Annotated in this window: 15 protein-coding genes; 9 read left to right on the forward strand and 6 right to left on the reverse strand. The window is 72.6% G+C overall.

The window, feature by feature from the left end; translation table 11 throughout:
- The 7 genes from treZ to WMF36_RS11900 all read left to right on the forward strand — a co-directional run bounded on the left by treZ (window position 1) and on the right by WMF36_RS11900 (window position 11626).
- Window positions 1-1830 carry a malto-oligosyltrehalose trehalohydrolase gene (treZ, locus tag WMF36_RS11870; RefSeq protein WP_437579711.1) on the forward strand — a complete coding sequence of 610 codons (1830 nt, stop codon included), beginning with the start codon at window positions 1-3 and terminating at the stop codon, window positions 1828-1830.
- 34 nt (window positions 1831-1864) lie between these two features.
- Complete coding sequence (gene tsaA, locus WMF36_RS11875; protein WP_437579712.1) at window positions 1865-2665, forward strand: tRNA (N6-threonylcarbamoyladenosine(37)-N6)-methyltransferase TrmO; 801 nt, start codon at window positions 1865-1867, stop codon at window positions 2663-2665.
- A gap of 235 nt (window positions 2666-2900) precedes the next feature.
- Complete coding sequence (locus tag WMF36_RS11880; RefSeq protein ID WP_437579713.1) at window positions 2901-5993, forward strand: hybrid sensor histidine kinase/response regulator; 3093 nt, start codon at window positions 2901-2903, stop codon at window positions 5991-5993.
- 292 nt (window positions 5994-6285) lie between these two features.
- Window positions 6286-7371, forward strand: coding sequence for a polyprenyl synthetase family protein (locus tag WMF36_RS11885; RefSeq protein ID WP_437579714.1), 1086 nt, complete (start codon window positions 6286-6288; stop codon window positions 7369-7371).
- A 114-nt stretch (window positions 7372-7485) separates the two neighbouring features.
- Complete coding sequence (locus tag WMF36_RS11890) at window positions 7486-10734, forward strand: cation-translocating P-type ATPase (RefSeq protein ID WP_437579715.1); 3249 nt, start codon at window positions 7486-7488, stop codon at window positions 10732-10734.
- Complete coding sequence (locus WMF36_RS11895) at window positions 10731-11015, forward strand: hypothetical protein (protein WP_437489933.1); 285 nt, start codon at window positions 10731-10733, stop codon at window positions 11013-11015. The genes WMF36_RS11890 and WMF36_RS11895 overlap by 4 nt, the downstream gene beginning before the upstream one ends.
- The gene (locus WMF36_RS11900; RefSeq protein ID WP_437579716.1) at window positions 11012-11626 is read left to right on the forward strand and encodes an HMA2 domain-containing protein; all 615 of its coding nucleotides are present in this window, start codon (window positions 11012-11014) and stop codon (window positions 11624-11626) included. Before WMF36_RS11895 ends, WMF36_RS11900 begins: the two co-directional genes overlap by 4 nt.
- Before the next feature lie 21 nt (window positions 11627-11647).
- Here WMF36_RS11900 and WMF36_RS11905 read toward each other — a convergent pair whose 3' ends face one another.
- On the reverse strand, window positions 11648-11935 hold the full coding sequence (locus tag WMF36_RS11905; protein WP_437494793.1) for a TMEM165/GDT1 family protein: 288 nt from the start codon (window positions 11933-11935) through the stop codon (window positions 11648-11650).
- A 563-nt stretch (window positions 11936-12498) separates the two neighbouring features.
- Between WMF36_RS11905 and WMF36_RS11910 the strand changes: the two genes are divergently transcribed.
- Window positions 12499-12714 (forward strand): hypothetical protein, encoded by a 216-nt coding sequence (locus WMF36_RS11910; protein ID WP_437579717.1) that lies wholly within the window; start codon window positions 12499-12501, stop codon window positions 12712-12714.
- A complete protein-coding gene (locus tag WMF36_RS11915) occupies window positions 12711-13838 on the forward strand; it encodes a collagen-like protein (protein WP_437579718.1) in 1128 nt (375 codons plus the stop codon). The genes WMF36_RS11910 and WMF36_RS11915 overlap by 4 nt, the downstream gene beginning before the upstream one ends.
- Before the next feature lie 335 nt (window positions 13839-14173).
- On the opposite strand, the gene carB is transcribed toward WMF36_RS11915, so the two are convergent.
- The 5 genes from carB to WMF36_RS11940 all read right to left on the reverse strand — a co-directional run bounded on the left by carB (window position 14174) and on the right by WMF36_RS11940 (window position 22621).
- A complete protein-coding gene (gene carB, locus WMF36_RS11920) occupies window positions 14174-17446 on the reverse strand; it encodes a carbamoyl-phosphate synthase (glutamine-hydrolyzing) large subunit (RefSeq protein ID WP_437579719.1) in 3273 nt (1090 codons plus the stop codon).
- A 3-nt stretch (window positions 17447-17449) separates the two neighbouring features.
- The gene (carA, locus tag WMF36_RS11925) at window positions 17450-18616 is read right to left on the reverse strand and encodes a glutamine-hydrolyzing carbamoyl-phosphate synthase small subunit (protein ID WP_437489938.1); all 1167 of its coding nucleotides are present in this window, start codon (window positions 18614-18616) and stop codon (window positions 17450-17452) included.
- 364 nt (window positions 18617-18980) lie between these two features.
- Window positions 18981-20699: a carbamoyltransferase family protein gene (locus tag WMF36_RS11930; RefSeq protein ID WP_437579720.1), complete on the reverse strand. Its 1719-nt coding sequence runs from the start codon at window positions 20697-20699 to the stop codon at window positions 18981-18983.
- A gap of 162 nt (window positions 20700-20861) precedes the next feature.
- Window positions 20862-22079, reverse strand: a complete 1218-nt coding sequence (locus tag WMF36_RS11935; protein WP_437579721.1) for a molybdopterin molybdotransferase MoeA — start codon at window positions 22077-22079, stop codon at window positions 20862-20864.
- Entirely contained in the window at window positions 22076-22621 is a 546-nt protein-coding gene (locus tag WMF36_RS11940; protein ID WP_437579722.1) for a MogA/MoaB family molybdenum cofactor biosynthesis protein, read from the reverse strand. Before WMF36_RS11940 ends, WMF36_RS11935 begins: the two co-directional genes overlap by 4 nt.

A 22621-nucleotide genomic window follows, 5' to 3' on the forward strand; every position in this document is an offset into this window, starting at 1 on the left:
ATGAAGGCGATTCGCACGGTGGGCGCATGGATCGAGGGCGACGCGGTCCGCTTCCGCGTCTGGGCGCCCGACCACGATCGGATCGAGATCGTCCTCTACGGCAAGGACGGCGAGGCGATCACGGGCACGCTGCCCGCGACCCCCATCGGCGACGGCATCTTCGAGGCGACGGCGCCGGGCCTCGGGGCCGGCGCGCTCTACAAGGTGCGGATCGACGGCGAGGGGCCATTCCCGGACCCCTACGCGCGCGCGCAGCCGTTCGGCGTGCACGGCCCGTCGGCGGTCGACGACCCCTCGTTCGCGTGGACCGACGCGGGGTGGAAGGGCGTCGCGCTCGAGGACCTCGTCCTCTACGAGGTGCACGTCGGCGCGGCGACCCAGGAGGGCACGTTCGACGCGCTCATCGAGCGGCTCGCCGACCTCCGGGAGCTCGGGATCACCGCGATCGAGCTCATGCCGGTCGCGAGCTTCCCGGGCGAGCGCGGGTGGGGGTACGACGGGGTCGACCTCTTCGCCCCGGCCGCGGCCTACGGCGGCCCGGAGGGCCTCCGCCGCCTGGTCGACGCGGCGCACGCCGCGGGGCTCGGGGTGATCCTCGATTGCGTCTACAACCACTTCGGCCCCGACGGGAACTACCTCCGCGCCTACACGAAGCGCTACTTCACCGATCGCCACAAGACGCCCTGGGGCGACGCGGTGAACTACGACGGCGAGGGCGCCGAGCAGGTGCGCGCGCTCGCGATCACGAACGCCGAGATGTGGATCCGCGACTACCACATCGACGGCCTCCGCCTCGACGCGACGCACGCGATCGTCGACGACACCGAGCCCCACATCCTCCGGGAGATCGCCGAGCGCGCGCGGGCGGCCGGCGAGGGGCGCCACATCGTGGTGATCGCCGAGGACAGCCTGAACGACGCGCGCCTCGTGAAGCCCGTCGAGCAGGGCGGGTACGGCCTCGACGGCGTGTGGGCCGACGACTTCCACCACGAGCTCCGCGTCCTCTTCGCCGGCGACCGCGACGGCTACTTCGAGGATCACCGGGGCACGGCCGAGGACATCGCCGCGACGATCCGCAAGGGGTGGCTCTACGAGGGGCAGGTCTCGAAACACGCGGGCAAGCCGCGGGGGACGCCCGCCGAGCCGGTGCCGCCGCCGCGGTTCGTGCACTGCATCCAGAACCACGATCAGATCGGCAACCGCGCGCTCGGCGATCGGCTCGGGGACAAGGTGAGCCCGGCGGCCTTCCGGACGAAGTCGGCGCTGCTCCTGCTCACGCCGTACACGCCGCTCCTGTTCATGGGCCAGGAGTGGAACGCGCGGACGCCGTTCCAGTACTTCACCGACCACAACGCCGAGCTCGGCCGGCTCGTGACCGAGGGCCGCCGGCGCGAGTTCCAGTACTTCTCCTCGTTCGGCGACGCGGAGGTGCCGGATCCGCAGGATCCGCGGACGTTCCAGCGCTCGAAGCTCGACTGGAGCGAGCGGCAGCGGCCGGAGCACGCCGGCGTGCTCGCCTGGTACCGCGAGCTCCTCGGCCTCCGCGCGTCGCACCCCGCGCTGCGGGGCCGCGCGCGCGACGCCTTCTCGGCCGAGGCGCTCTCCCCGGACGCCGTCCGGATCGAGCGCCGCGGCGGCGAGAGCGCCGTGATCGCGCTGGTCGCGCTCCGCGGCGCGCTCGCCCTGGACCTCGGCCGCCCTGAGGCGCGGGTGCTCGCGTTCAGCGAGGAGCCGCGGTTCGGCGGCGCGGCGCAGCGGTCCCCGATCGAGCGCGGCCGGGTGGCGTTCGAGGGCCCGGCGGTCCTGATCGTCGAGGTGCCGCTCCCGTGACGGGGGCGACGGCGATCCCATGGATTCCGACGCGATGCTGAGGCCTGTCACGTTCACGCCCATCGGCGTGGTGCGCACCCCGTTCCCCGACCGGGTGAGCGCGCCGCGACAGCCGCACGCCGCGGCCGGGGCGGAGGGGACGATCGAGCTCGTGCCCGGCCGCGGCCTGGACCACGCGCTCTGCGACATCGAGGGGTGGGACTACCTCTGGGTGGTCTTCTGGTTCCACCTCAACGAGGGCTGGCGCCCGAAGGTCCTGCCGCCTCGGAGCGCCGGCAAGCGGCGCGGCGTGCTGTCGACGCGCTCGCCGCACCGCCCGAACCCGATCGGCCTCAGCGTGGTCAAGCTCCTCGCGGTGGACGGCCTCACCTTGCGCGTGAGCGGCGTGGACATGATCGATGGCACGCCGGTGCTCGATCTGAAGCCGTACGTGCCGTACGCGGACGCCTACCCGCACGCGCGCACCGGCTGGGTCGCGCCGCTCGCTCCGGCCGAGGCGCCGGCGGATCCGGAGCCGGGCTTCGAGGTGGTCTGGGGCGAGCGGGCGGCCGAGCAGGCTGCCTGGCTCGATGCGGCGCACGCGGTCGCGCTGCGCGAGCGGGTGGACCGGGTGCTCGCGCTCGGCCCGCAGCCGCACCCTTACCGGCGGATCCGCGCCGACGGGGACGCGATGCGGCTCGCCGTGACCTCGTGGCGGGTGCGGTTCCGGTCCGAGGGGCGGCGGATCGAGGTGCTGTCGGTGGCGACCGGCTACCGCGAGCAGGAGCTCTGGAGCGGAGATGCGCCCGAGCTCGCCGCGCACCGGCAATTCGTGGAGCGGTTCGGACGCGGCTAGGGCTCGCGCTCTTCTCGCCAGGATCGCCGGGTCTGCCTGACATGCCGAGGACTCCACCTCGGCGGTCCATCCCCCGGCCCTTGCGGAACGAGCTGAGCGCAGCCAAAGCGTCCACAACGTTTCATCAACGTTTCATCGGCAACGCCGGGCGGAGTCGATCGACTCGAACCGAATGGGCGTGATCTCTACAAAGTATGTTCGCAGTGCCAGGCCGTGTGGAGCCGAGCAGCGTGGGATGGATCCGCAGTTCCGTCTGCTCGCCGAGAGCATCCCGCAGCTGGTATGGGCCACCGGCAGCGACGGCTCGTGCGACTATGTCAACGGCCGCTTTCGCGAGTACACCGGCCTGACGGCGGAGCAGGCGACCTGCCTCGGGCTGGCCGCCGTCCTCCATCCGGAGGATGCGGCGCGCTGCACCGCCGCGTGGAAGGCGGCCATCGAGCGGGGCGCGACGCTCGAGCTGGAGGTCCGCGTGCGGCGGCATGACGGCGCCTATCGCTGGTTCCTCGCTCGATCAGAGCCCATCGAGGGCATCGGCGGCGGGGGAGCCCGCTGGCTCGGCACGGCCACCGACATCGACGAGCCGGCGCGCGGGGAGGGGGCGCCGCGCCGGCAGATCGAGGGCGAGCCGCGCCTGAGGGCGGCCGTCCTGGATCAGGCTGGCGAGGCGCGCCTGCGCGAGAGCGAGGAGCGGTTGCGGCTGGCCCTGAGGGGGGGCCAGCTCGGCGTCTGGGAGTGGGATGTGCCGAGCGGGCGCCTCTTCTGGTCGCGCGAAGCGCTCGAGTGCGCGGGCATCCACGAGGCGCAGTTCGGCGGCACCGTGGACGATTTCACGCGGATGCTGCACCCCGACGACAGGGCCGGGGTCTGGGCGCACGTCGAGAGCGCGCTGCGCGGCGAGGCAGACTACTCCGTCGAGTTCCGCGTCCTGCACGCCGACGGGCAGGTGCGCTGGGTCCACAGCCGAGCGCTGGTGCAGCGGGACCGCGACGGGCGCCCGCTGCGGATGGCGGGCGTGGTCGGCGACATCACCGGCCGGAAGCTCGCGGAGCTGATCCTCCGGGAGAGCGAGACGCGCTTCCGCAACATGGCCGATCAGTCGCCCGTCATGGTCTGGGTCACCGGCCCCGACGGGCGCGCCACGTACGGGAACCGGTGGTGGTCCGAGTTCTCGGGCCAGACCGAGGCGACCAGCCTCGGCTTCGGCTGGCTCGACGCGATCCACCCCGAGGACCGTCCGGCGACGATGGAGCTCTTCCGGCGGGCGGAGGCGCGGCGCGAGCCCTTCCGGCTGGATTACCGCCTGCGTCGGCACGACGGCGTGTTCCGCTGGTGCATCGCCTCGGGCTCGCCGCGGCTCGGCCCGGACGGCGAGTTCCTCGGCTACGTCGGCTCGGTCATCGACATCACCGAGCGCAAGGATGCAGAGCTCCTGCTGCAGGAGAGCGAGGAGCGATTCCGCCGCGCCGTGATGGCGGTCCCGTTCCCCATCATGATTCACGCCGACGACGGCCAGGTCGTCTGCGTCAACCGCGCGTGGACGGACATCGCCGGCTACGCCAGCCGGGAGATCCCCACCGTCGAGGAATGGCTCGCCAGGGCGCATCCGGCGCAGAAGGACGCCATCCTCTCGAGGATCAAGGCCCTGTACGCGCTGGAGGGCGCCACCAGCGGCGAGCTCGAGGCCGCGATCACCACGGCGAACGGCGAGCAACGCACGTGGCTGTTCCGCGGAGCGCCGCTGGGAAAGGACGCGGCGGGCAGGCGGCTCGTCATCAGCGTCGCCCACGACATCACCGTGAGGAAGCAGGTCAGCGACACGCTCCGGGAGAGCGAGGCGAAGTTCCGGTCGCTCGCCGACGCCATGCCGCAGATCGCCTGGACGGCGCGTCCGGACGGCAGCATCGATTACTACAACCGCAGGTGGTACGAGATCTGCGGTGTGAAGGAGGGCGAGGCGACCGGCGACAGCTGGGTCTCCTTCGTGCATCCGGACGATCGCCAGCTGTGCACGGACAGCTGGTGTCGTTCGGTCCTGTCCGGCGAGCCGCTCCAGATCGAATACCGCTTCTGGGTCCTCGGTGCCCGTGAGCACCGCTGGTACCTGGGCCGCGCGGTGCCCGTGCGCGGACCTTCGGGCGAGATCGAGAAGTGGTATGGCACGTGTACGGATATCCACGATCAGAAGTGCGCCGAGGCGACGCTGAAGGAGGCGGACCAGCGCAAGGACGGGTTCCTGGCGATGCTCGCCCACGAGCTGCGCAACCCGCTCGGGCCCCTCCGCAATGCCGCCGAGCTCCTGCGGCGGTCCGGGCCCCAGCAGCCGTCGAAGACGTGGGCGTGCGGCGTGCTCGATCGGCAGGTCTCGCACATGGCCCGGCTGGTGGACGATCTCCTCGACGTCTCGCGCGTGGCCCGCGGCCGGATCGAGCTGCGCAAGCGGCGCTGCGACCTGACGCAGCTGCTCCGGCAGACCGCCGAGGACTACCGCAGCACGCTGGAGGCGAGCGGCCTCGGGCTCTCGCTGGAGATCCCGGCCGCGCCGCTGTGGGTCCACGGCGACCCGACCCGGCTGTCGCAGGCCATCGGCAACGTGCTGCACAACGCGAGCAAGTTCACCGACGCCGGCGGCCGGGTGACGGTCACCCTGTCGGCGGCGTCCGAGAGCTCCGCCGCGATCCGCGTCCGCGACACGGGCATCGGCATGGATGCGGCGATGCTGGCGCGCGTCTTCGTGCCGTTCAGCCAGGCCGATCGCAGCCTGGACCGCAGCCGGGGCGGGCTCGGGCTGGGCCTCGCGCTGGTCAAGGGGCTCGTCGAGCTGCACGGCGGCGCGGTCTCGGCCGAGAGCGCGGGCATCGGCCATGGCGCGGAGATGGTCCTCCGCCTGCCGCTGGAGCGCGGGAGCGCGCCGTCGGCCGGGAGCGCCGCGCCGGCGTCGGACCTCGTGGCGCGATCGCTGCGCATCCTGATCATCGAGGACAACGTGGACGCCGCGGAGACCTTGCAAGCGCTGCTCGCCATGGAGGGCCATCAGGTCGAGGTGGCCCTGTCCGGGCCCGCCGGCGTCGAGGCGGCCCGCTCGTTCCTGCCAGAGGTCATCCTGTGCGACATCGGTCTTCCCGGCGGGATGGATGGATACGGCGTGGCGCGTGCTCTGAAGGGAAACCCAGGCCCGTCTCCCTCGCTCATGATCGCGCTGACCGGCTATGGCCGGGAGGAAGATCGGCGCCGGGCCCAGGAAGCCGGCTTCTCCATGCACCTCATCAAGCCGATCGAGCCGAGCGCTCTGCAGACCCTCCTCGCTTCCATCGCAGCGCGGGGGTGAGGCGCCGGGCGCGGGGCTTGCCGGCGCTCGGCGGCCTCGGCGCCTTCACGCCGGAGGCGTGAGGGGGACGCTTCGACGATCGATCATCAGGCGGTCCACCCGCCGTCGAACACGAACGCGGATGCCTGTCCGATCCCCGAGCTCGCGCCCGTGATGGCGATGATCTTGTCTTCAAGCAAGCGTGCGATCATGGGACCCTGCTGTGCGCGCGTCGTCATCGGAACGCGAGCGGTGCTCCGCGCGGGGCGGGCGCGGCTCCGTGTCACCCGGTCTGCCAGATAGCAATGAATCCATGAGCGAGCCGCGGTCGAGCCCTCCTCCTGCAACCCACCAGCGCGACGAAGATCCCGACGGGGAGCGACAGGTGAACGGCCCCACGCGGGGAGAGGCGTCGCGCGAGCCGCCCCTGACCCGTGCTTTGCAGCGGTCGCTCCGCGCGCTCCCCGCGGCGCTGCCCGAGGAGCTGTGGGGCGAGGCGCTGGTCGGGCCGGCGCGGGGCTTCTTGCAGCGCCCCGGCAAGGACTTCCGCGCCCGGCTCGTGGCGCTCTGCTGGGCGCTCGGCGGCGGCGACGCCGCGCGGATGCCCGACGAGCTGCCGCTGCTCGTGGAGATCCTCCACGCCGGCTCGCTGATCGTCGACGACGTTCAGGACGACTCCGCCGCGCGGCGCGGCGCGCCGGCGCTCCACCGCGTGTGCGGGGTGCCGCTCGCCATCAACACGGGCAACTGGATGTACTTCTGGGCGTTCGACCTGCTCGGCCGCACGCGCCTCGGCGCCGCGACCCGGCTCGCGCTCTACCGCCGCCTCGGCCGCACCCTCATGCGCTGCCACGAGGGGCAGGCGCTCGACCTCACCGTGCGCGTCGCGGTGCTGGAGCAGCCGCTCGTGCCCCGGGTGGTGGCGACCATCACGCGCCTGAAGACGGGCAGCCTGATGGGCTTTTGCGGCTACCTCGGGGCCCGCGCTGCGGGCGCGAGGGAGCTGCTCGCGCGGCGCATCGCGCGGTGCTGCCGCGAGATCGGCGTGGGCCTGCAGATGCTCGACGACCTCGGCGGCATCACCTCCGCGGCCCGCGCCGAGAAGGGGCTCGAGGACCTGCGCCACCGCCGCGCGACCTGGCCCTGGGCGTGGCTCGCCGAGAACGCCGATCCCGCGACCTTCTCCGACGCGCAGCAGCGGCTCGCCCTGGCCGCGGACGAGCGCGCCCTCCGGAGCGTCGCCGGGACGCTCCGCGAGCGGGTCGAGGCGACCGGCCGGATCCGCGTCGCGGGCCACGTCGGCGGCGCCCTGGCCGGGCTCCGGGCCGCGGTCGGGGGCGCGCCGGCGGTGGTCGAGATCGAGCGCGAGATCGAGCAGCTCAAGCGCAGCTTCGGCTGAAGCCGCGCGCGGCCTGCGCGCCGCCGCGCCGGCCCGGCCGGGCGATGTGGCCGGCTCGCACACCGGCGCTGGCTCGACCTTTGAAGAGGTCTCGAGCCCAGCGCGGAGAGGATCATGGGGCGTTCGGGCACGGGCTGGATCGATCTTACCGGCGCGGGCAGGGGACGCGGCGGCGGCGGCGGCAGCGCACGGCGGCTCCGCCGCTCGCCTGGGCGCGATCTGCACGGGCGCGCCGGGACCGCGCGGGTGCGCGCCGAGGTGGGCGGCCTCTTCGGGGATCCTGCGCGCGCCGCGCGCATCGAGCGCGACCTCGCCGCGATCCCCGGCGTCGTGTCCGCGCGGGCGAGCGCGCGGACCGGGCGGGTGCTCGTGCTCGTGCGGGAAGACGCGGCCGAGGCGTCCGCCACCGCGCTCGCCGCCCACGCGGTCGTCGGCGCTCCGCTGCCGCCTTCCGCGCGCCGCGCCGCGCTGGCCGTGGCCGAGGGGGTGAGCTCGCTCGTCCGCGGGGCGTACCGCCGCGTGCGCCGCGAGGGCGCGCCGGCCGAACGCGATCGTCGCAGCGGGCGCGCGCCGGCCGAGCGAGACGGGCGCGCGCCGGCCGAGCGAGACGGGCGCGCGCCGGCCGAGCGAGACGGCGAGGGCGCCGCCGCCCCCGACCGAGCCCACGCCGAGGACGTGAGCGAGGTCGCCCGCGCGCTCGGCGTCGACCTGACCGCGGGGCTCGGCGCTGACGAGGCCCAGCTCCGCCTCCGCGACGTCGGTCCGAACGAGCTCGCGGGCGTCGCGACCCGCTCGTCGATCGAGATCCTCGCTGAGCAGATTTTTACAGTGCCCACCGCGCTGCTCCTCGGCGCGGCGGGCCTGTCGCTCGCGCTTGGCGATGTGGTCGACGCGGGCGCCGTCCTCCTCGTCGTCGGCGCGAACGCGGTGATCGGCACGTACACCGAGTCGCGCGCCGAGGAGCTCCTGCACGCCTGGGGCGACCTCAGGGTCGGGTGGGCGCGCGTCGTGCGCGACGGGCGCGAGCAGCGGCTCGCCGCGTCGGGGATCGTGCCGGGCGACGTGCTCGCGCTGCGCGCCGACGAGCCGGTCGCGGCGGATGCGCGCGTCGTCGCCTCGCGCGACCTCACCGTCGACGAGAGCACGCTGACGGGCGAGAGCGAGCCCGTCGAGAAGGGCCCCGCCAAGGTCGACGCCGGCGCGCCGCTCGCCGAGCGCCGGGGCATGGTGTACGCGGGCACCACGGTCGCCTCGGGCGAGGGGGCGGCGGTGGTCGTCGCGACGGGCCGACGGACCGCGCTCGGGGACATCCAGCGTGCGCTCTCCCGCGAGGGCGATCGCACCCCGCCGATCGAGAAGGAGCTCGCCTGGATCGGCCAGCGCCTCGCGGCCTTCGCGCTCGCGAGCTCCTCGGCGGTGGTGGTCGTCGGCCTCGCGCGGCGTCGGCCGCTCCGCGCGCTCGCGCGGAGCGCCGTCGCCCTCGGCGTCGCGGCCATCCCCGAGGGGTTCCCCGCCGTGGGCACCACCGCGCTCGCGCTCGCGAGCCGCCGCCTGCGCGGCCGCGGCATCATCATCCGCCGCCTCGCCGCGGCAGAGACGCTCGGCGCGGTGAGCGTCGTCTGCGCCGACAAGACCGGCACGCTCACCGAGAACCGCATGCGGGTCGCCGAGATCTTCCTCCCCGGCGAGGGCGTCCTGCGCGTCGCCCGCGCCGCGCGCGACGAGCGCGGTGGCGGCGGCGAGCGCGGCGTCGGCGCGGGGTCGCCGCGCGGGCTCACGCTCGTCGGCGAGGACGGGCGCGAGGTCGCCGTGAGCGCCCCGTGCGTGCACGCGCTCGCGCGCATCGCCGCGCTCAACGCCGACGTCGAGCTGAGCGACGTCGGCAAGGTCGTCCACGGCAGCGGCACCGAGCGCGCGCTCGTCGAGTTCGCGCTCGCGGCCGGCTACCCTGTGTCGTCGCGGCGCCTCGCTGCGCGGCGCGTGAGCGAGGAGCGCCGCTCGGCCGAGCGCGCGTTCATGGTGACGGTCCACGACCACCCGGAGCTCGGGCACATCGAGCTCGTGAAGGGCGCGCCCGAGCAGGTCGTCTCGCGCTGCGACGCCCCGCGCGGCGCCGGCCGCGACGAGGTGCTCCGGCACAACGACGCGATGGCCTCGCGCGGCCTGCGCGTGCTCGCCCTCGCGTGGCGGCGGAACGGCCGGCCGGACAACGACGCCCCGCTCGAGCTCGCCGGCCTCATCGGGCTCCGCGACCCGGCGCGCGCCGGCGCGCGGGAGGCGCTCGCGACCCTCTCCGACGCGGGCATCCGCACCCTGATGCTCACGGGCGATCAGGAGCGGACCGCGCGCGCGATCGGCGTCGAGCTCGGCATCCCGGCCGACGCCGTGCACAGCCGGGTCACGCCCGAGGCCAAGCTCGACATCGTGCGCGCGCTCCAGCAGCGCGGCGAGATCGTGGCCATGACGGGCGACGGCGTGAACGACGGCCCCGCGCTCAAGGCGGCGGACGTCGGCGTGGCCATGGGCAAGCGCGGCACGGACATCGCGCGGGCGGTGGCCGACGTGGTCCTCGCCGAGGACGACCTGCCGAGCCTCACCGAGGCGGTCTGCGAGGGGCGGCGGCTGCACGACAACGTCCGCCGCGCGATCGCGTACTTCGTCGCCACGAACGCGAGCGAGGTCCTCGCGATGCTGGCCGGCGCCCTGGCCGGCGTCTCGCCGCTCACGCCCCTGCAGCTCCTCTGGATCAACCTCCTCACCGACGTCGCGCCCGCGCTCGCGCTCGCGCTGGAGCCGGCCGAGCCCGGCGTCATGCGGCGCCCCCCGCGCGACCCTGCCGCGCCGCTGCTCGGCCCGCGCGACCTCCGCGCGCTGGGCCTCGACGCGGCCTTGATGTCCGGGGCGTCGCTCGCTGCCTACGCGCTCGGCGGCCGCGCCGCTGCGGGGTCGAGGGCGTTCACCGCGCTCGTGACCGCGCAGCTGCTCCACATGCTCGCCTGCCGCGCCGGCGCCGTGGAGGGGGCTCCGGGGCCCCTGCCGCGCCGGGACAACCCGCACGTGGCGCGCGCGCTTGCCGCGACCTCCGCGCTCCAGGCGCTCGCGCTCGGCTCTCCCTCCCTCGGCCGGCTGCTCGGGTCGCCGCGCCTCCGCGCCGGCGAGCTCGCGCTCGCCGTGACCGCGGGCGCGCTGCCCTCGCTGCTCCGCGGTTCTCTCGGGCGCGCTGTGGGCGCTGGCCGCGAGATCGTGATCGTCAACCCGGTCAACACCGTCAACCCGGTCAACACCGTCAACGTCGAGCGCGCGGACGAAGACGTGAGCGCCGCGCGCGCCGCCTGTCCGCGCAAGGGGAATACTGCATCATGAGGTTTCATCCACCGTCGTTCGCCCTGGGGGTCGGCAGCGCCGTCCTCCTGATGGGCAAGAAGCAGCATCTCCGGCCGGTGGTCGTCGAGATCGCGGCGCTCGGGCTTCACCTGGGCAGGCTGGGCCTCGCCTTGGTCGAGCGCCAGCGGGAGCACGCCGAGGATCTCTGGGCCGAGGTCGCGGAGCGCGTCCGGCACAAGGCCGGGGGTGCGGTGCGCGGCGAGCGCGCTGCGCGCAGGAGCAACGGCGCCTCCGTGCTCCACGGCGAGCCGTCGTCATGAGGCCGCCGGTGCTCGTCGCCCACGTCCTGGAGCGGCGCGTCCGCCTGCGCGCGCCGGCGCTGGCCGGCCATCGTCGCGCGTGCGAGGGCGTCGCGGCGCAGCTCGCGGCCGATCCTGGCTGCGAGGTCGTGACGGTCCGTCCGGCCACGGGCTCGGTGATCGTCGAGCGCCTCGAGGGCGGCCTCGATCCGGAGCGCCTCCGCGCCCGGCTCGCCGAGCTGGTCGGCGAGGCGCGCGCCGACGACGGCCACCTGCTCGCCGCGCCGCGGCCCGAGGGCCACCCTGGCCCGACGCGCGTCGCGCGCGCCGTCGCGCACGCCGTCGTCGGGATCAACGCGGATGTGCGCGAGGCCATGGACTACCGCGCGGATCTCGGCACGCTCTTGCCGGTCTTCTTCGCGACGGCGGGCCTCGCCGAGGTCGGCGTGACGCGCCGGCTGCCTGCGCCGGCCTGGTTCAACCTGCTCTGGTGGTCGCTCCGGTGGTTCATGACGTTCAACCAGGGGGCGGTATCGGAGGAGCTGCGCACCGCCGCCGGCGGGGCGCCCTGCCCTCCGGCCGGCGCGGGCGACCGGCCCGGCGGCGCGGACCCGCCTCGTGGCGCGCTGTAGCGGCGCGGATCGCGCTGCGGGCTATCCCGCGGCCGGGCGGATCGCGCCGACCAGGTAGATGCCGCCCATCACGATGAGCAGGGCGCCGGCGAGCCCTTGAGTCCAGCGCGGGTTGATGCGCGAGTTGACCGCCTCGGCCAGCGCGACGGCGATCAGCGTGCTAAGCACCAGGGCGGCGGACGCGCCGACGAACACCGATATGCGGCTCTTGCCGGCGGCGCCGAGCGTGAAGACCGCGATCTGCGTCTTGTCGCCGAGCTCGGCCAGGAACACCGTCCAGAAGGTCGCCAGAAGGACTTTCAGATCCATGGCCAGAGTTAAAGCATGCTCCCTCCGCGGAGTCTCCTCCGTCGGACAGCGCTGGAGCGCAGCCGGCGGCCTGAGCGGTGCGCGGACTGAGCGGTGCGCGGGGTGGGCGGGCTCTCGGCCGGATCGGCTGCGCGGCGCGAACGCGGAGGAGCGGAAACGAAGGAGCGAGAGCATTCCGCCGGAGAGCGAATGTTTCTCGTAGCGCACCTCGCCTCGGACATCTTCTTGCGGCGTGATTGCGGCGTGAGCGTTTCGGCGCGCTGTCGTGCTCGTGGTGCCTCCGTCGACCCCGACGTAAAGCGGCGATGTCTCACAATGGCTCGGGATTCGATTGAACCTTGGTGGCCTCGCGCGTACCCTGCTGTTCCGGATCGTAAGCCCCGGAAGCAGAGGGGAACACGTTGATGGCGCGATGGCAATTTCCTGTGCGGTTTGGCCTGTTTATTGCATCGCTCGCCGTGTCTCCTGGCTGCAGCTGCGGCAGCGATGATGTGACGGTGACCGGGCCTGGGTCTGGCGGCGGGGGGTTTGGGGGCGCCGGAGGTGCGGGAGCTGGCCCGCAGGTGGCTTCGAACGGCGGGGGCGGGGAGGGGGGGAGCGAGGTCGCGGACCGGGGCATCGCTGCGAGCGATGTGGTCAGCGCGGGCAAGGTCGTGAGCAGTCCGAGCTACCGCATGGTCTTCACGCTCGGTCAGCCGACGCAGAATCAGGGAAAGACGACCTCGCCGAGCTACCGCATGCAGGGCGGGCTGGTTGGGGCGAACGGGAGCTTGCCATGAACGGGATGGGACGGCGTGTCCTCGCGATTTGTGTCCTTCTCGCCGCCTCGGTCGGCGTCGTGCGCGGCGCGTCCGCCGCGGTGCCGACGCAGATCACGCACCAGGGTCGGCTCTTCACGGCGAACGGAGAGCCGGTCAATGACGCGCTCCTGGTGACGTTCGCCGTCTACGCCGCCGAGGCGCCCGAGGACGACGATTCGCCGCTCTGGAGCGAGACGATCTCGATCTCCTTCGATGACGGATATTTCTCCACGGTGCTCGATTTCACCGAGGAGCAGGCCGCGAAGGTCTTCGACGGCTCGGTCCGCTACCTCGGGATCACGGTGGCGAACGATCGGGAGATGGAGCCTCGCACGTCGATCGGGAGCGTTCCGTACGCGATGGTCGCGAACAATGCTGTTGGTGAGATCACGCCGAAGCTGGTGAAGATCGGCGACAAGGTCATCATCGACGAGAACGGCAACTGGGTCGGCAATCCGAGCGGGATCGCGGGGCCGCCGGGGCCTCCTGGGGCCCAGGGTCCAGCGGGTCTGCCTGGCGAGAGGGGTCCTGCGGGGCCGCCGGGGCTGCCGGGGCTGCCGGGCCCTACTGGGCCCGATGGGCCGATGGGCCCGGCGGGTCTACCTGGCGAGAGGGGTCCTGAGGGGCCCCAGGGTCCTCGCGGTCCGGAGGGCCCGCAGGGTCCGTCCGGTCCGTCGGGTGTGCTCGCGACGTTCGCGATTGCGGGCAATGTTGCCCCCTCTTTTGATGGCGGCAGCGCCGCGTATGTCTTCGTCGGTCCTCCGGGGTCGGTGACCATCACCGGCAGGCAGCGTGTGACCGGATCGGCCTCTGCGATCCTCGGGCTGGGGTCGTCCAGCGCTCCGTTCGTCGCCCCGGTCGGCCTCTGTTACCAGCGGAGTGACGGCACCGGCGAGATCGTCAACTTCCTCGGAAGCAGCTTTGCGTTCCACTATTTCACGCCGACCCCCACAACCTACTCTGTCTCTGGCACGACCGTGCTGCCCGAGGGTTCGTGGAATATCGGCATGTGCCTCCGCAATGAGGGAACCACGATTCTCGGATCGCGCTCGACGACCGCCGGCAGCATGGTGAACGGCTGGTTCATCGTCACGAGCGACTGAGGGCGAGTCCCTCGCGCTCGACCTTGAGTCCGCGGCAACGATAGGATCGAGGCGCCTCAGAACCAGCCGTATCGAGGAGCTGCAGAGCGGTGAGCCCGAGGCGTCTCGGAGCCAGCCGTATCGAGGAGCTCCAGAAACGATAGGCCCGGGGGGCCCCTTGTTCGTCGCGCGGCGCGGGGAGGGCCGATGTCTGAGCCCCGATTGCCATCGATCATCCGGCGGAGCCCGATGATCGATGGCTCAGGCGAGTCCGGCGGGGCCCCCGCGCCGCGCGACGAACAGGGGCTCCCCGGGCCGGGCAGCTCGGCAAGGCTTCCCGTGCCGAGAGTTGCCCGTCAGCGCAGCGCCACCGGGCTCCGCGCGATGTACTCGTCGTAGGCGAGCGTCCGCAGATCCTTGATGTCCTTCGCGCGCATCGCCCCGATGACCGCGCGCGCGAGCTGGAGATCCGTGATGAGCGGAATGTTCGCGTCGACCGCCCGCCGCCGGATCAGGTACCCGTCCGGGCGCCCGAGCTGGTCGTACTCGCGGGGGATGTTGATCACGAGATCCACCTTCCCCTGCTCGATCGCGCTCATCGCCGTCTCCCCCTCGTCCGGCTTCTTCGCGAGGCTCGTGCACGCGAGCCCGAGCGCCCGGAGCGCCTCGGCCGTGCCCGGCGTCGCGAAGATGGGGAGCTTCAGGTGCTCGGCGATGACGCGCGCCTCGTCCGCGAACCAGTACTTGTCCTCGAGCGGGCCGAGCGACAGCAAGACGCCCTTCTTGGGGAACCGGAAGCCGGTCGCGAGCAGCGCGTGCAGGAGCGCCTCGTGCATGTCGTCCCCGAAGCAGCCGACCTCGCCGGTGCTCGCCATCTCCACGCCGAGCATCGGATCGGCCCCCACGAGGCGCGAGAACGAGAACATCGGCGCCTTCACGGCGACGTAATCGAGATCGAGCCCGCGGTTCTCGACCGGCTGCGACACGCCGAGCATCCGGCGCATCGCCTCGCGGACGAAGTTGTTCCCCGTCACCTTGGACACGAACGGGAAGCTCCGCGACGCGCGCAGGTTGCACTCGATGACCTTCACCGTGTTGTGCTTGGCCAGGAATTGCATGTTGAACGGCCCGGTGATCGAGAGCGCCCGCGCCACCTGCTGGGCGATCTGCTTGATCCTGCGGATCGTCGCGATGTAGAGCGACTGCGGGGGCAGCACGAGCGTCGCGTCGCCGCTGTGGACGCCGGCGTTCTCGACGTGCTCGCTGATCGCCCAGAGGACGAGCTCCCCCCGGTCGGCGACCGCGTCGATCTCCACCTCGCGGGCGTGGGTCTCGAACTTCGAGACCACCACGGGGTAGATGGGCGAGACGGCCTTGGCCCGGGCGAGGATGCGATCGAGCTCGTTGGGCTCGTGCGCCACGCTCATGGCCGCGCCGCTCAGCACGTAGCTCGGGCGCACGAGGACGGGGAAGCCGCCGAGCTTCTTCACGATCTCGCCCGCCTCGGCCGCGTCGACGACGTGGGCCCAGCGCGGCTGATCGATCTCCAGCCGGTCGAGCAGATCGCTGAACTTCTTCCGGTTCTCGGCGGTGTCGATGCTCCCCGGGCTCGTGCCGAGGATGCGCACCCCCGCCTCGTGCAGCCGGAGCGCCAGGTTGTTCGGGACCTGCCCGCCCATGCTGACCACGATGCCGTACGGCTGCTCCCGCTCGTAGATGTCGAGCACCGTCTCGAAGCTGATCTCGTCGAAGACCAGCTTGTCGCACGTGTCGTAGTCGGTGCTGACCGTCTCCGGGTTGTAGTTCAGCATCATGGTCTCGTAGCCGAGCTCCGAGGCCGCGCGGATCGCGTTGACGCAGCACCAGTCGAACTCGACGCTCGATCCGATGCGGTAGGCGCCGGAGCCGAGCACCATGATCTTCTTCCGCCAGGACGGCGTGACGTCCGTGGCCGACGCGTGATAGCTCGAATAGAGGTAGTTCGTCTCGGCGGGGAACTCGGCCGCGAGCGTGTCGATCTGGGCGAGGTGCGGCACGACCCCGTGCCGCTTCCTGAGCTCCCGGATCGAGCCGCGCGCCGCGCCCGTCAGCGTGCCGATCATCCGGTCGCTGAAGCCGAGCTGCTTCGCCTCCCGCAGGATCGCCTCGTCGATCGCGGGCTCTTGCACGGGCGCGGCCCTGTCGGCCTGCGCCGGGACGGCGACCTTGAGCGCCCTGAGGTCCTTGTGCATCCGCACGACGGGCTCGATCTGGTGCAGGAACCACCGGTCGATCTTGGTGAGATCGTGGATCTCGTCGACCGACATCCCCTCCTGCAGCGCGCGGGCGACCGCGAAGATCCGGAGCGGGGTCGCGTTCTGCAGCTCGTCGCGGAGGTCCGTGAAGGTGAACGCCTCGGGGTCGAGCCCCTTCACCCCGATGTCGAGCATCCGGAGCGCCTTCTGGATGACCTCGGGGAACGTCCTGCCGATGGCCATGACCTCGCCGACGCTCTTCATCTCGCTGCCGATCCGCATCGAGGCGCCGCGGAACTTGCCGAGGTCCCAGCGCGGGGCCTTGCAGACGAGGTAATCGAGCGCCGGCTCGAAGAACGCTGTCGTCCTGCGGGTGATCGCGTTGGCGATCTCCGGCATCGTGTAGCCGATGGCGATCTTCGCGGCGACATAGGCGAGCGGGTAGCCCGTCGCCTTGCTGGCGAGGGCGCTCGACCGGGAGAGGCGCGCGTTCACCTCGATGACCCGGTAATCGGTGCTGTGCGGGTCGAGCGCATACTGGATGTTGCACTCGCCCACGATCCCGAGGTGGCGGATCGTCTTCAGCGCGACCGAGCGGAGGAGCTGGTACTCCTCGTCGTTCAGCGTCTGCGACGGGGCGACGACGATCGACTCCCCGGTATGGATCCCCATCGGATCGAGGTTCTCCATGTTGCAGACGGTGATGCAGTTGTCGCGTCCGTCGCGGACGACCTCGTACTCGATCTCCTTCCAGCCGCGGAGGCACTCCTCGACGAGCACCTGGGGCACGCCGCCGGCGAAGCCGCGCCGCACGGCTTCGTCGAGGTCACGCTCGCTCTCGACGATGCCGCTGCCCTTGCCGCCGAGCGCGTAGCCGCCGCGGAGCATCACCGGGAACCCGATCTCGCGCGCGGCGGCCGCGGCCTCGGCCGGCGTGCGGCAGGCGCGGCTCCGGGCCGTCTTCACGCCGATCTCGTCGAGGCGATCGATGAAGAGCCGCCGGTCCTCGGTGTCGCGGATGGACTTGATCGGCGTGCCGAGCACCCGCACGCCGTACTTGTCGAGGATCCCGGTGTCGTGGAGCTCGAGCCCGCAGTTGAGCGCCGTCTGTCCGCCGAAGGAGAGGGCGATCGCGTCGACCTCCTCCTTGACGATGATCCGCTCGACGAACTCCGGGGTGACCGCGCAGAGGTGGATGCGGTCGGCGAGCCCCTCGCTCGTCTGGATGGTGGCGATGTTGGGGTTCACGAGGACGGTGGCGATCCCCTCTTCCTTGAGGGCCTTGATCGCCTGCGACCCCGAGTAGTCGAACTCGCCGGCCTGACCGATCTGGAGCGCGCCGGAGCCGAGCACCAGGACGCGCCGGGGTTTCTTGGGGAGATAGGCGCCGTACATGGCTCAGCTCTTTCCTGCGGTGGGGGTGGGGCGGGGATCCGCGCCGGCGGCCCCTGCGGCTTTGAATCGCGCGTCGGCGGACCCCTTCATCGCGCCGCAGAGGCGCAGGAAGTCGTCGAACAGGTAGCCCGCGTCCTCTGGCCCGGGCGTCGCCTCGGGGTGGAACTGGACGCTGAAGAAGGGGCGCAGCCGCGAGCGGATGCCCTCGTTCGTGCCGTCGTTGATGTTGACGAACCAGGGCTCCCACTCGGCGGGGAGCGACTCGTGCTTCACCGCGTACCCGTGGTTCTGGCTCGTGACGTAACAGCGGCGGCTCAGGAGGTCCTGCACCGGCTGGTTCACGCCGCGGTGGCCGTACGGCAGCTTGTAGGTGTCCCCGCCGGCGGCCAGCGCCAGGATCTGGTTGCCGAGGCAGATGCCGAAGATCGGCTTCGTGTACGTGCCGAGCAGGCCGCGCACCGCGGCGACCAGCTGGCCGAGGTCCTTCGGGTCGCCGGGGCCGTTGCCGATGAGGATGCCATCGGCGCTCTCGGCGAGCTCGGCGATGGGCGCGTGGTAGGGGGCGCGCACGACGGTGACCCCGCGCTGGAGGAGCGAGCGGACGATGTTGTCCTTCGCGCCCGCGTCGATGAGGAGCACCTTCATGGGGCCGCCCTCGTACGTGATCGGCTCGCGGGGCGACACGAGGCGGAACACGTCCTCGCGCATGTCCACCGCCTCGGCCGAGCGCTTCACCCGCTCCAGGTCCATCTCGGCCGGGAACAGCCAGCCCTTCATGGTGCCGGCCTCCCGGAGCCGCCGCGTCAGCGTGCGCGTGTCGATCCCCGTGATCGCCGGGATGCCCTCGCTCGCGAGCCAGGCGCCGAGGGAGCGGACCGCGGCATGGTGGCTGTAGCGCTCCATGTAGCTCTGGACCACGAGCCCCTGCAGCTGGATGCGGTCGGCCTCGTAGGGCCCGTCGACGCTGCCTGCCTGCCGCGGCGCGGGCACGCCGTAGTTGCCCACGAGCGGGTACGTCATCGTGAGGATCTGGCCTCTGTACGAGGGATCCGTGAGCGTCTCGACGTACCCCGTCATGCCGGTGTTGAAGACGACCTCGCCGCTCACCGCGCGCGGGGCGCCGAAGCACCGGCCCGTCATGGTCGTGCCGTCTTCGAGTACGAGCTTCATCCGATTCGCATCCATCCTCTTTGACCGCCTGGGCCGCCGCGGTGCGGACCCTTACGCAGGAGGGGCCGCGAGCGCATGCCGCGCCGTGGGCCCATGGGGTACCAGGTCCGCGCGCGTTCCGCGCGGCGGGCCGGCATCATGCTCGAGGCTGGGCGTCCAAGCACCTCCGGTCGCCGGAGCCTCCTGCTCCGGCATTCCATCGAGGTGGGCATGGCGCCCGGCGTCCCGTTCTTCCACATGCCGGGGACGCCCATTTGCCGTCCCCTCGCTCCACGTCAACCAGGAACTTTCGCCTGAGGCTTCCCGGCCGTTTTCGGCGCGCTTTTCGTCGCTTTTCGTGGACGGCCGGGCTGCGCGCCCCCGCCTAGGGGGTCTGCGCGCGCTCGACGTAGGCCCGCTCGAGGACGAGCACATCCATCCTCGTCCGGACGAAGCAGTCGAGCGCTTCCTTCGGGGTGCAAACGATCGGCTCGCTCGCGTTGAACGAGGTGTTCACGAGGACCGGCGTGCCGGTCAGCCGGCCGAACTCGAGGAGGAGCGCGTGGTAACGCGGGTTCTCCTGGGCGGTGACCGTCTGCGGGCGGCCCGTGCCGTCGACGTGCATCACGGCGGGGATCTCGGCGCGGCGCTCGGGCTTGACCTTGTAGACCTTGACCATGAACGGGTCCGGCGAGGTCTGCTCGAAGTAGTCGCCCACGCGCTCCAGCGGGAGCGCCGGCGCGAACGGGCGGAACATCTCGCGGCGCTTGATCCGCTCGTTCATGATGTCCTTCATGTCCGGCCGCCGCGGGTCGCAGAGGATGCTGCGGTTGCCGAGCCCGCGGGGGCCGTACTCCATCCGCCCCTGGAACCAGCCGACCACCTTGCCCTCGCTGATCGCCCTGGCGACGCGGGGGATCAGGTCCTCGTCGGGGAGCGTCTCGAACTCGACCTGCTCCTTGCGGAGCACCTCCTCGATCGCCTCCTGCGAGAAGGCCGGGCCGAAGTAGCTGTGCGTCTGGTGGAAGGCGCGCGGGTTGCCGAGCTTGTGGTGGTGGACGTAGAGCGCCGCCCCGAACGACGTGCCCGCGTCGCCGGCCGCGGGCTGGATGAAGACGTCGTCGAACAGCCCCTTCGGCCGGATCTTCCCGGCGGCCACGCTGTTGAACGCGCAGCCGCCCGCGAGGGCGAGGCGCGGCGAGCCGGTGAGGTGCTTCGCCGTCGCGAGCAGCTCGAAGTAGACCTCCTCGAACACCGCCTGCGCCGAGGCGGCGACCGCCTTGAAGCGGTCCTCCACCTGGCTCTTCGGGCTGCGCGCGGGGCCGAGCAGATCGATCAGGCGCTCGGAGTGGATGGCGCCGTAGCGGGGCTCGCCCTCCCAGGTCATGGAGATGCCCTTCGTGTGGTGCTGGAAGTACTCGAGCCCGAGCTCGAAGGCCCCGTCCTTGATGCGCACCACCTGCCGGAGCTTGTCGAGCAGCTCCGGCTGGCCGTAGGCCGCGAGCCCCATGACCTTGTACTCGTCGCCGAACTTCGGGAAGCCGAGGTACTGCGTCAGGCCCGAGTAGAACAGCCCGAGCGAGTGGGGGAAGCCGACGCGCCGGAGGATCTCCAGCTTGTTGCCGCGGCCGCGCGCCCACATCGTGCTCACGAAGTCGCCGAAGCCGTCGATCGACACGACGGCCGCCTCGTCGAAGCCCGAGGGGAAGAACGCGGAGGCGAGGTGCGCGCGGTGGTGCTCGACGTTGTGCGGCTCGGCGCGGATGCGCTTCGGGTCGATGCCGAGCGCGGCGCCGAGGTGCACCTTCGGGTCGCTCGCGCTGAGCGAGCCCTTGAGGAGCCCGGCCGGCGAGCGCCGCGTCAGCGCGTAGAGCAGCTTGTCGCCGAGGTGCGCCCGCGTGTCGCGCCCGATCGCGATGTGATCGATGTCCTCGACCCGCGCGCCGGCGGCGCTGAGGCAGTACTCGACCGCGAGCCGCGGGAAGCCCGCGCAGTGCTTGATCCTGCTGAACCGCTCCTCCTCCGCCGCCGCGACGAGCTGTCCGTCGACGAGCAGCGCGGCCGACGCGTCACCGTGATAGGCGTTGATCCCGAGGATGAGCATGTTTCAGCCATCTTCCGGCGCCCCTGCGCGAGGGTCAAGGCGCGCTCACCGCGCTGGCGCGCGACAAAAAGCACCGGATCGCAGGCAAAACCGGCCGCCGTTCGGCAACGCGACGCGCCGCGCGCCGCCATGCGAACACGCATTCGCACGGCGCGCGCGAGATCAGATCTCGGCGAGGCGGATGGCCTCGAGGCGATCGCCCTCGTCGATGCGCTCCTGATCGGCCGGCACGAGGACGAGCGCCTCGGCCTCGGCGAAGCTCGTGACCGCGCCCGAGGCCTGGTTCGTTGCGATGCGCGCGACGAGCTCGCCGCTCGAGATCTCGAGGCGGGCGCGGAGGAACTCGGCGCGCCCGGGCTGGCGCCGCAGCGCGCCGGCCGCGCGGACGATCACGCGGGGCGGCAGCGGCGCGGCGTCGCCCTGGAGCGCGCGCAGGAGCGGCACGCCGAAGAGGACGAAGGTGAGCGAGGCGGAGGCCGGGTTGCCCGGCAGGCCGATCACGTGCACGACGCCGCTCCGCGAGAGCTCGGCGCGCCCCACGGCGAGCGGCTTCCCCGGCTTGATGGCGACGCGCCAGAAGTCGAGCGTCACGCCCGCGGCCTCGAGGGCGGGGCGGACCACGTCGTGGTCGCCGACGCTCACGCCCCCGACGGTCACCACAAGGTCCGATCCGCGCAGCGCCGTCGACACCGCCTCGGCGGCGCGCGCCGCGTCGTCGGGGACGAAGGGCGCGACGCGGACCGCCGCGCCCGCTGCGCGCGCGGTCGCGGCGATGAAGTAGCTGTTCGACTCCGCGACCGTGCCGGCGGGGCCGGGCGTGCCGGGCCCGCGCAGCTCGTCGCCGGAGCACAGCAACGTGACCACGGGGCGGCGCGCGACGAGGACGGTCGGTCGATCGAGCGCCGCCGCGAGGGCCACCTTCCCCGGCGTGAGGCGCGCTCCCCTGCGCAGCGCGACGGCGCCCTCCGCGAGGTCCGCGCCCCGGCGCCGCACCCAGGCGCCGGCGCGCGGCGCCTCCTTCAGGGTGATCTCGTCGCCGCTCCGCTCTGCGTCCTCCTGGGGCACGATCGCGTCGGAGCCGGGGGGCAGCCGCGCGCCCGTGAAGATCCGGCACGCCGTGCCCGGCTGGAGCGATGGCAGCGGCCGTCCGGCCGCGCTCTCGCCGCGCACGGGGAGCCTGAAGGGCCCGCTGCCCGCGAGGTCGGCCCATGCGACGGCGTAGCCGTCCATCGCGCTGTAATCGAAGGCGGGCATCGCGTCGGCCGCCGCGATGTCCTCGGCGAGCACGCGTCCGGCCGCGTCCTCGAGCGGCACCCGCTCCGGGCCGACCGGGACCGCGGCCGAGAGCAGCCGCGCGAGCGCCTCTTCGAAGGGGATCATCCGCGCTGCTCCTTGTCCTGGGTGCTGTCTGTGTGCTGTGTGTGCCGGTGGTGATGGCCGCCCGTGCCCGACGCGAGCGCGACCGCGTGCGCGAGGACAGGGCCGATGAGCTGCGTGACGGCGAGCTCCACCGCCTTCGGGCTGCCCGGGAGCGCGATCACCACGAGCCCTCGCGCGACGCCCGCGGCGGCGCGCGACAGGATCGCGTTCGGCCCGATGGCGTCCCAGCTCAGGCGCCGGAACGCCTCGCCGAAGCCGTCGAGCGTCTTCTCGAAGAGCGGCGCGAGCGCCTCGACGGTCCGGTCGCGCGGCGCGATCCCGGTCCCGCCCGTCGTGACGATCGCGTCGGCCGTCCCTGCGCTCGCGATCTGCTCGATCGCCGCTCGCAGGAGCTCCGGCTCCTCGCGGAGGACGGCGTGGGACGCCACGGTGAAGCCGGCCTTCTTGAGGAGCTCGCCGAGGAGCTGTCCGCCCTCGTCGTCGTCGAGGGTGCGGGTATCACTGAGCGTCAGCGTGGCGACGCGCACGGGGGAGCGGCTCAT

This window comes from Sorangium sp. So ce887 (assembly GCF_051521455.1).
Lineage (GTDB): Bacteria > Myxococcota_A > Polyangia > Polyangiales > Polyangiaceae > Sorangium.

Bases quoted from the DNA above. Each gene is read 5' to 3' on its own strand.
- WMF36_RS11890 (WP_437579715.1), top strand. From the start codon at position 7,486: ATGGGGCGTTCGGGCACGGGCTGGATCGATCTTACCGGCGCGGGCAGG.
- WMF36_RS11880 (WP_437579713.1), top strand. From the start codon at position 2,901: ATGGATCCGCAGTTCCGTCTGCTCGCCGAGAGCATCCCGCAGCTGGTA.
- carB (WP_437579719.1), bottom strand. From the start codon at position 17,446: ATGTACGGCGCCTATCTCCCCAAGAAACCCCGGCGCGTCCTGGTGCTC.
- WMF36_RS11885 (WP_437579714.1), top strand. From the start codon at position 6,286: ATGAGCGAGCCGCGGTCGAGCCCTCCTCCTGCAACCCACCAGCGCGAC.
- WMF36_RS11915 (WP_437579718.1), top strand. From the start codon at position 12,711: ATGAACGGGATGGGACGGCGTGTCCTCGCGATTTGTGTCCTTCTCGCC.
- WMF36_RS11900 (WP_437579716.1), top strand. From the start codon at position 11,012: ATGAGGCCGCCGGTGCTCGTCGCCCACGTCCTGGAGCGGCGCGTCCGC.
- carA (WP_437489938.1), bottom strand. From the start codon at position 18,616: ATGAAGCTCGTACTCGAAGACGGCACGACCATGACGGGCCGGTGCTTC.
- tsaA (WP_437579712.1), top strand. From the start codon at position 1,865: ATGCTGAGGCCTGTCACGTTCACGCCCATCGGCGTGGTGCGCACCCCG.
- WMF36_RS11935 (WP_437579721.1), bottom strand. From the start codon at position 22,079: ATGATCCCCTTCGAAGAGGCGCTCGCGCGGCTGCTCTCGGCCGCGGTC.
- WMF36_RS11930 (WP_437579720.1), bottom strand. From the start codon at position 20,699: ATGCTCATCCTCGGGATCAACGCCTATCACGGTGACGCGTCGGCCGCG.
- WMF36_RS11905 (WP_437494793.1), bottom strand. From the start codon at position 11,935: ATGGATCTGAAAGTCCTTCTGGCGACCTTCTGGACGGTGTTCCTGGCC.
- WMF36_RS11940 (WP_437579722.1), bottom strand. From the start codon at position 22,621: ATGAGCCGCTCCCCCGTGCGCGTCGCCACGCTGACGCTCAGTGATACC.
- WMF36_RS11895 (WP_437489933.1), top strand. From the start codon at position 10,731: ATGAGGTTTCATCCACCGTCGTTCGCCCTGGGGGTCGGCAGCGCCGTC.
- treZ (WP_437579711.1), top strand. From the start codon at position 1: ATGAAGGCGATTCGCACGGTGGGCGCATGGATCGAGGGCGACGCGGTC.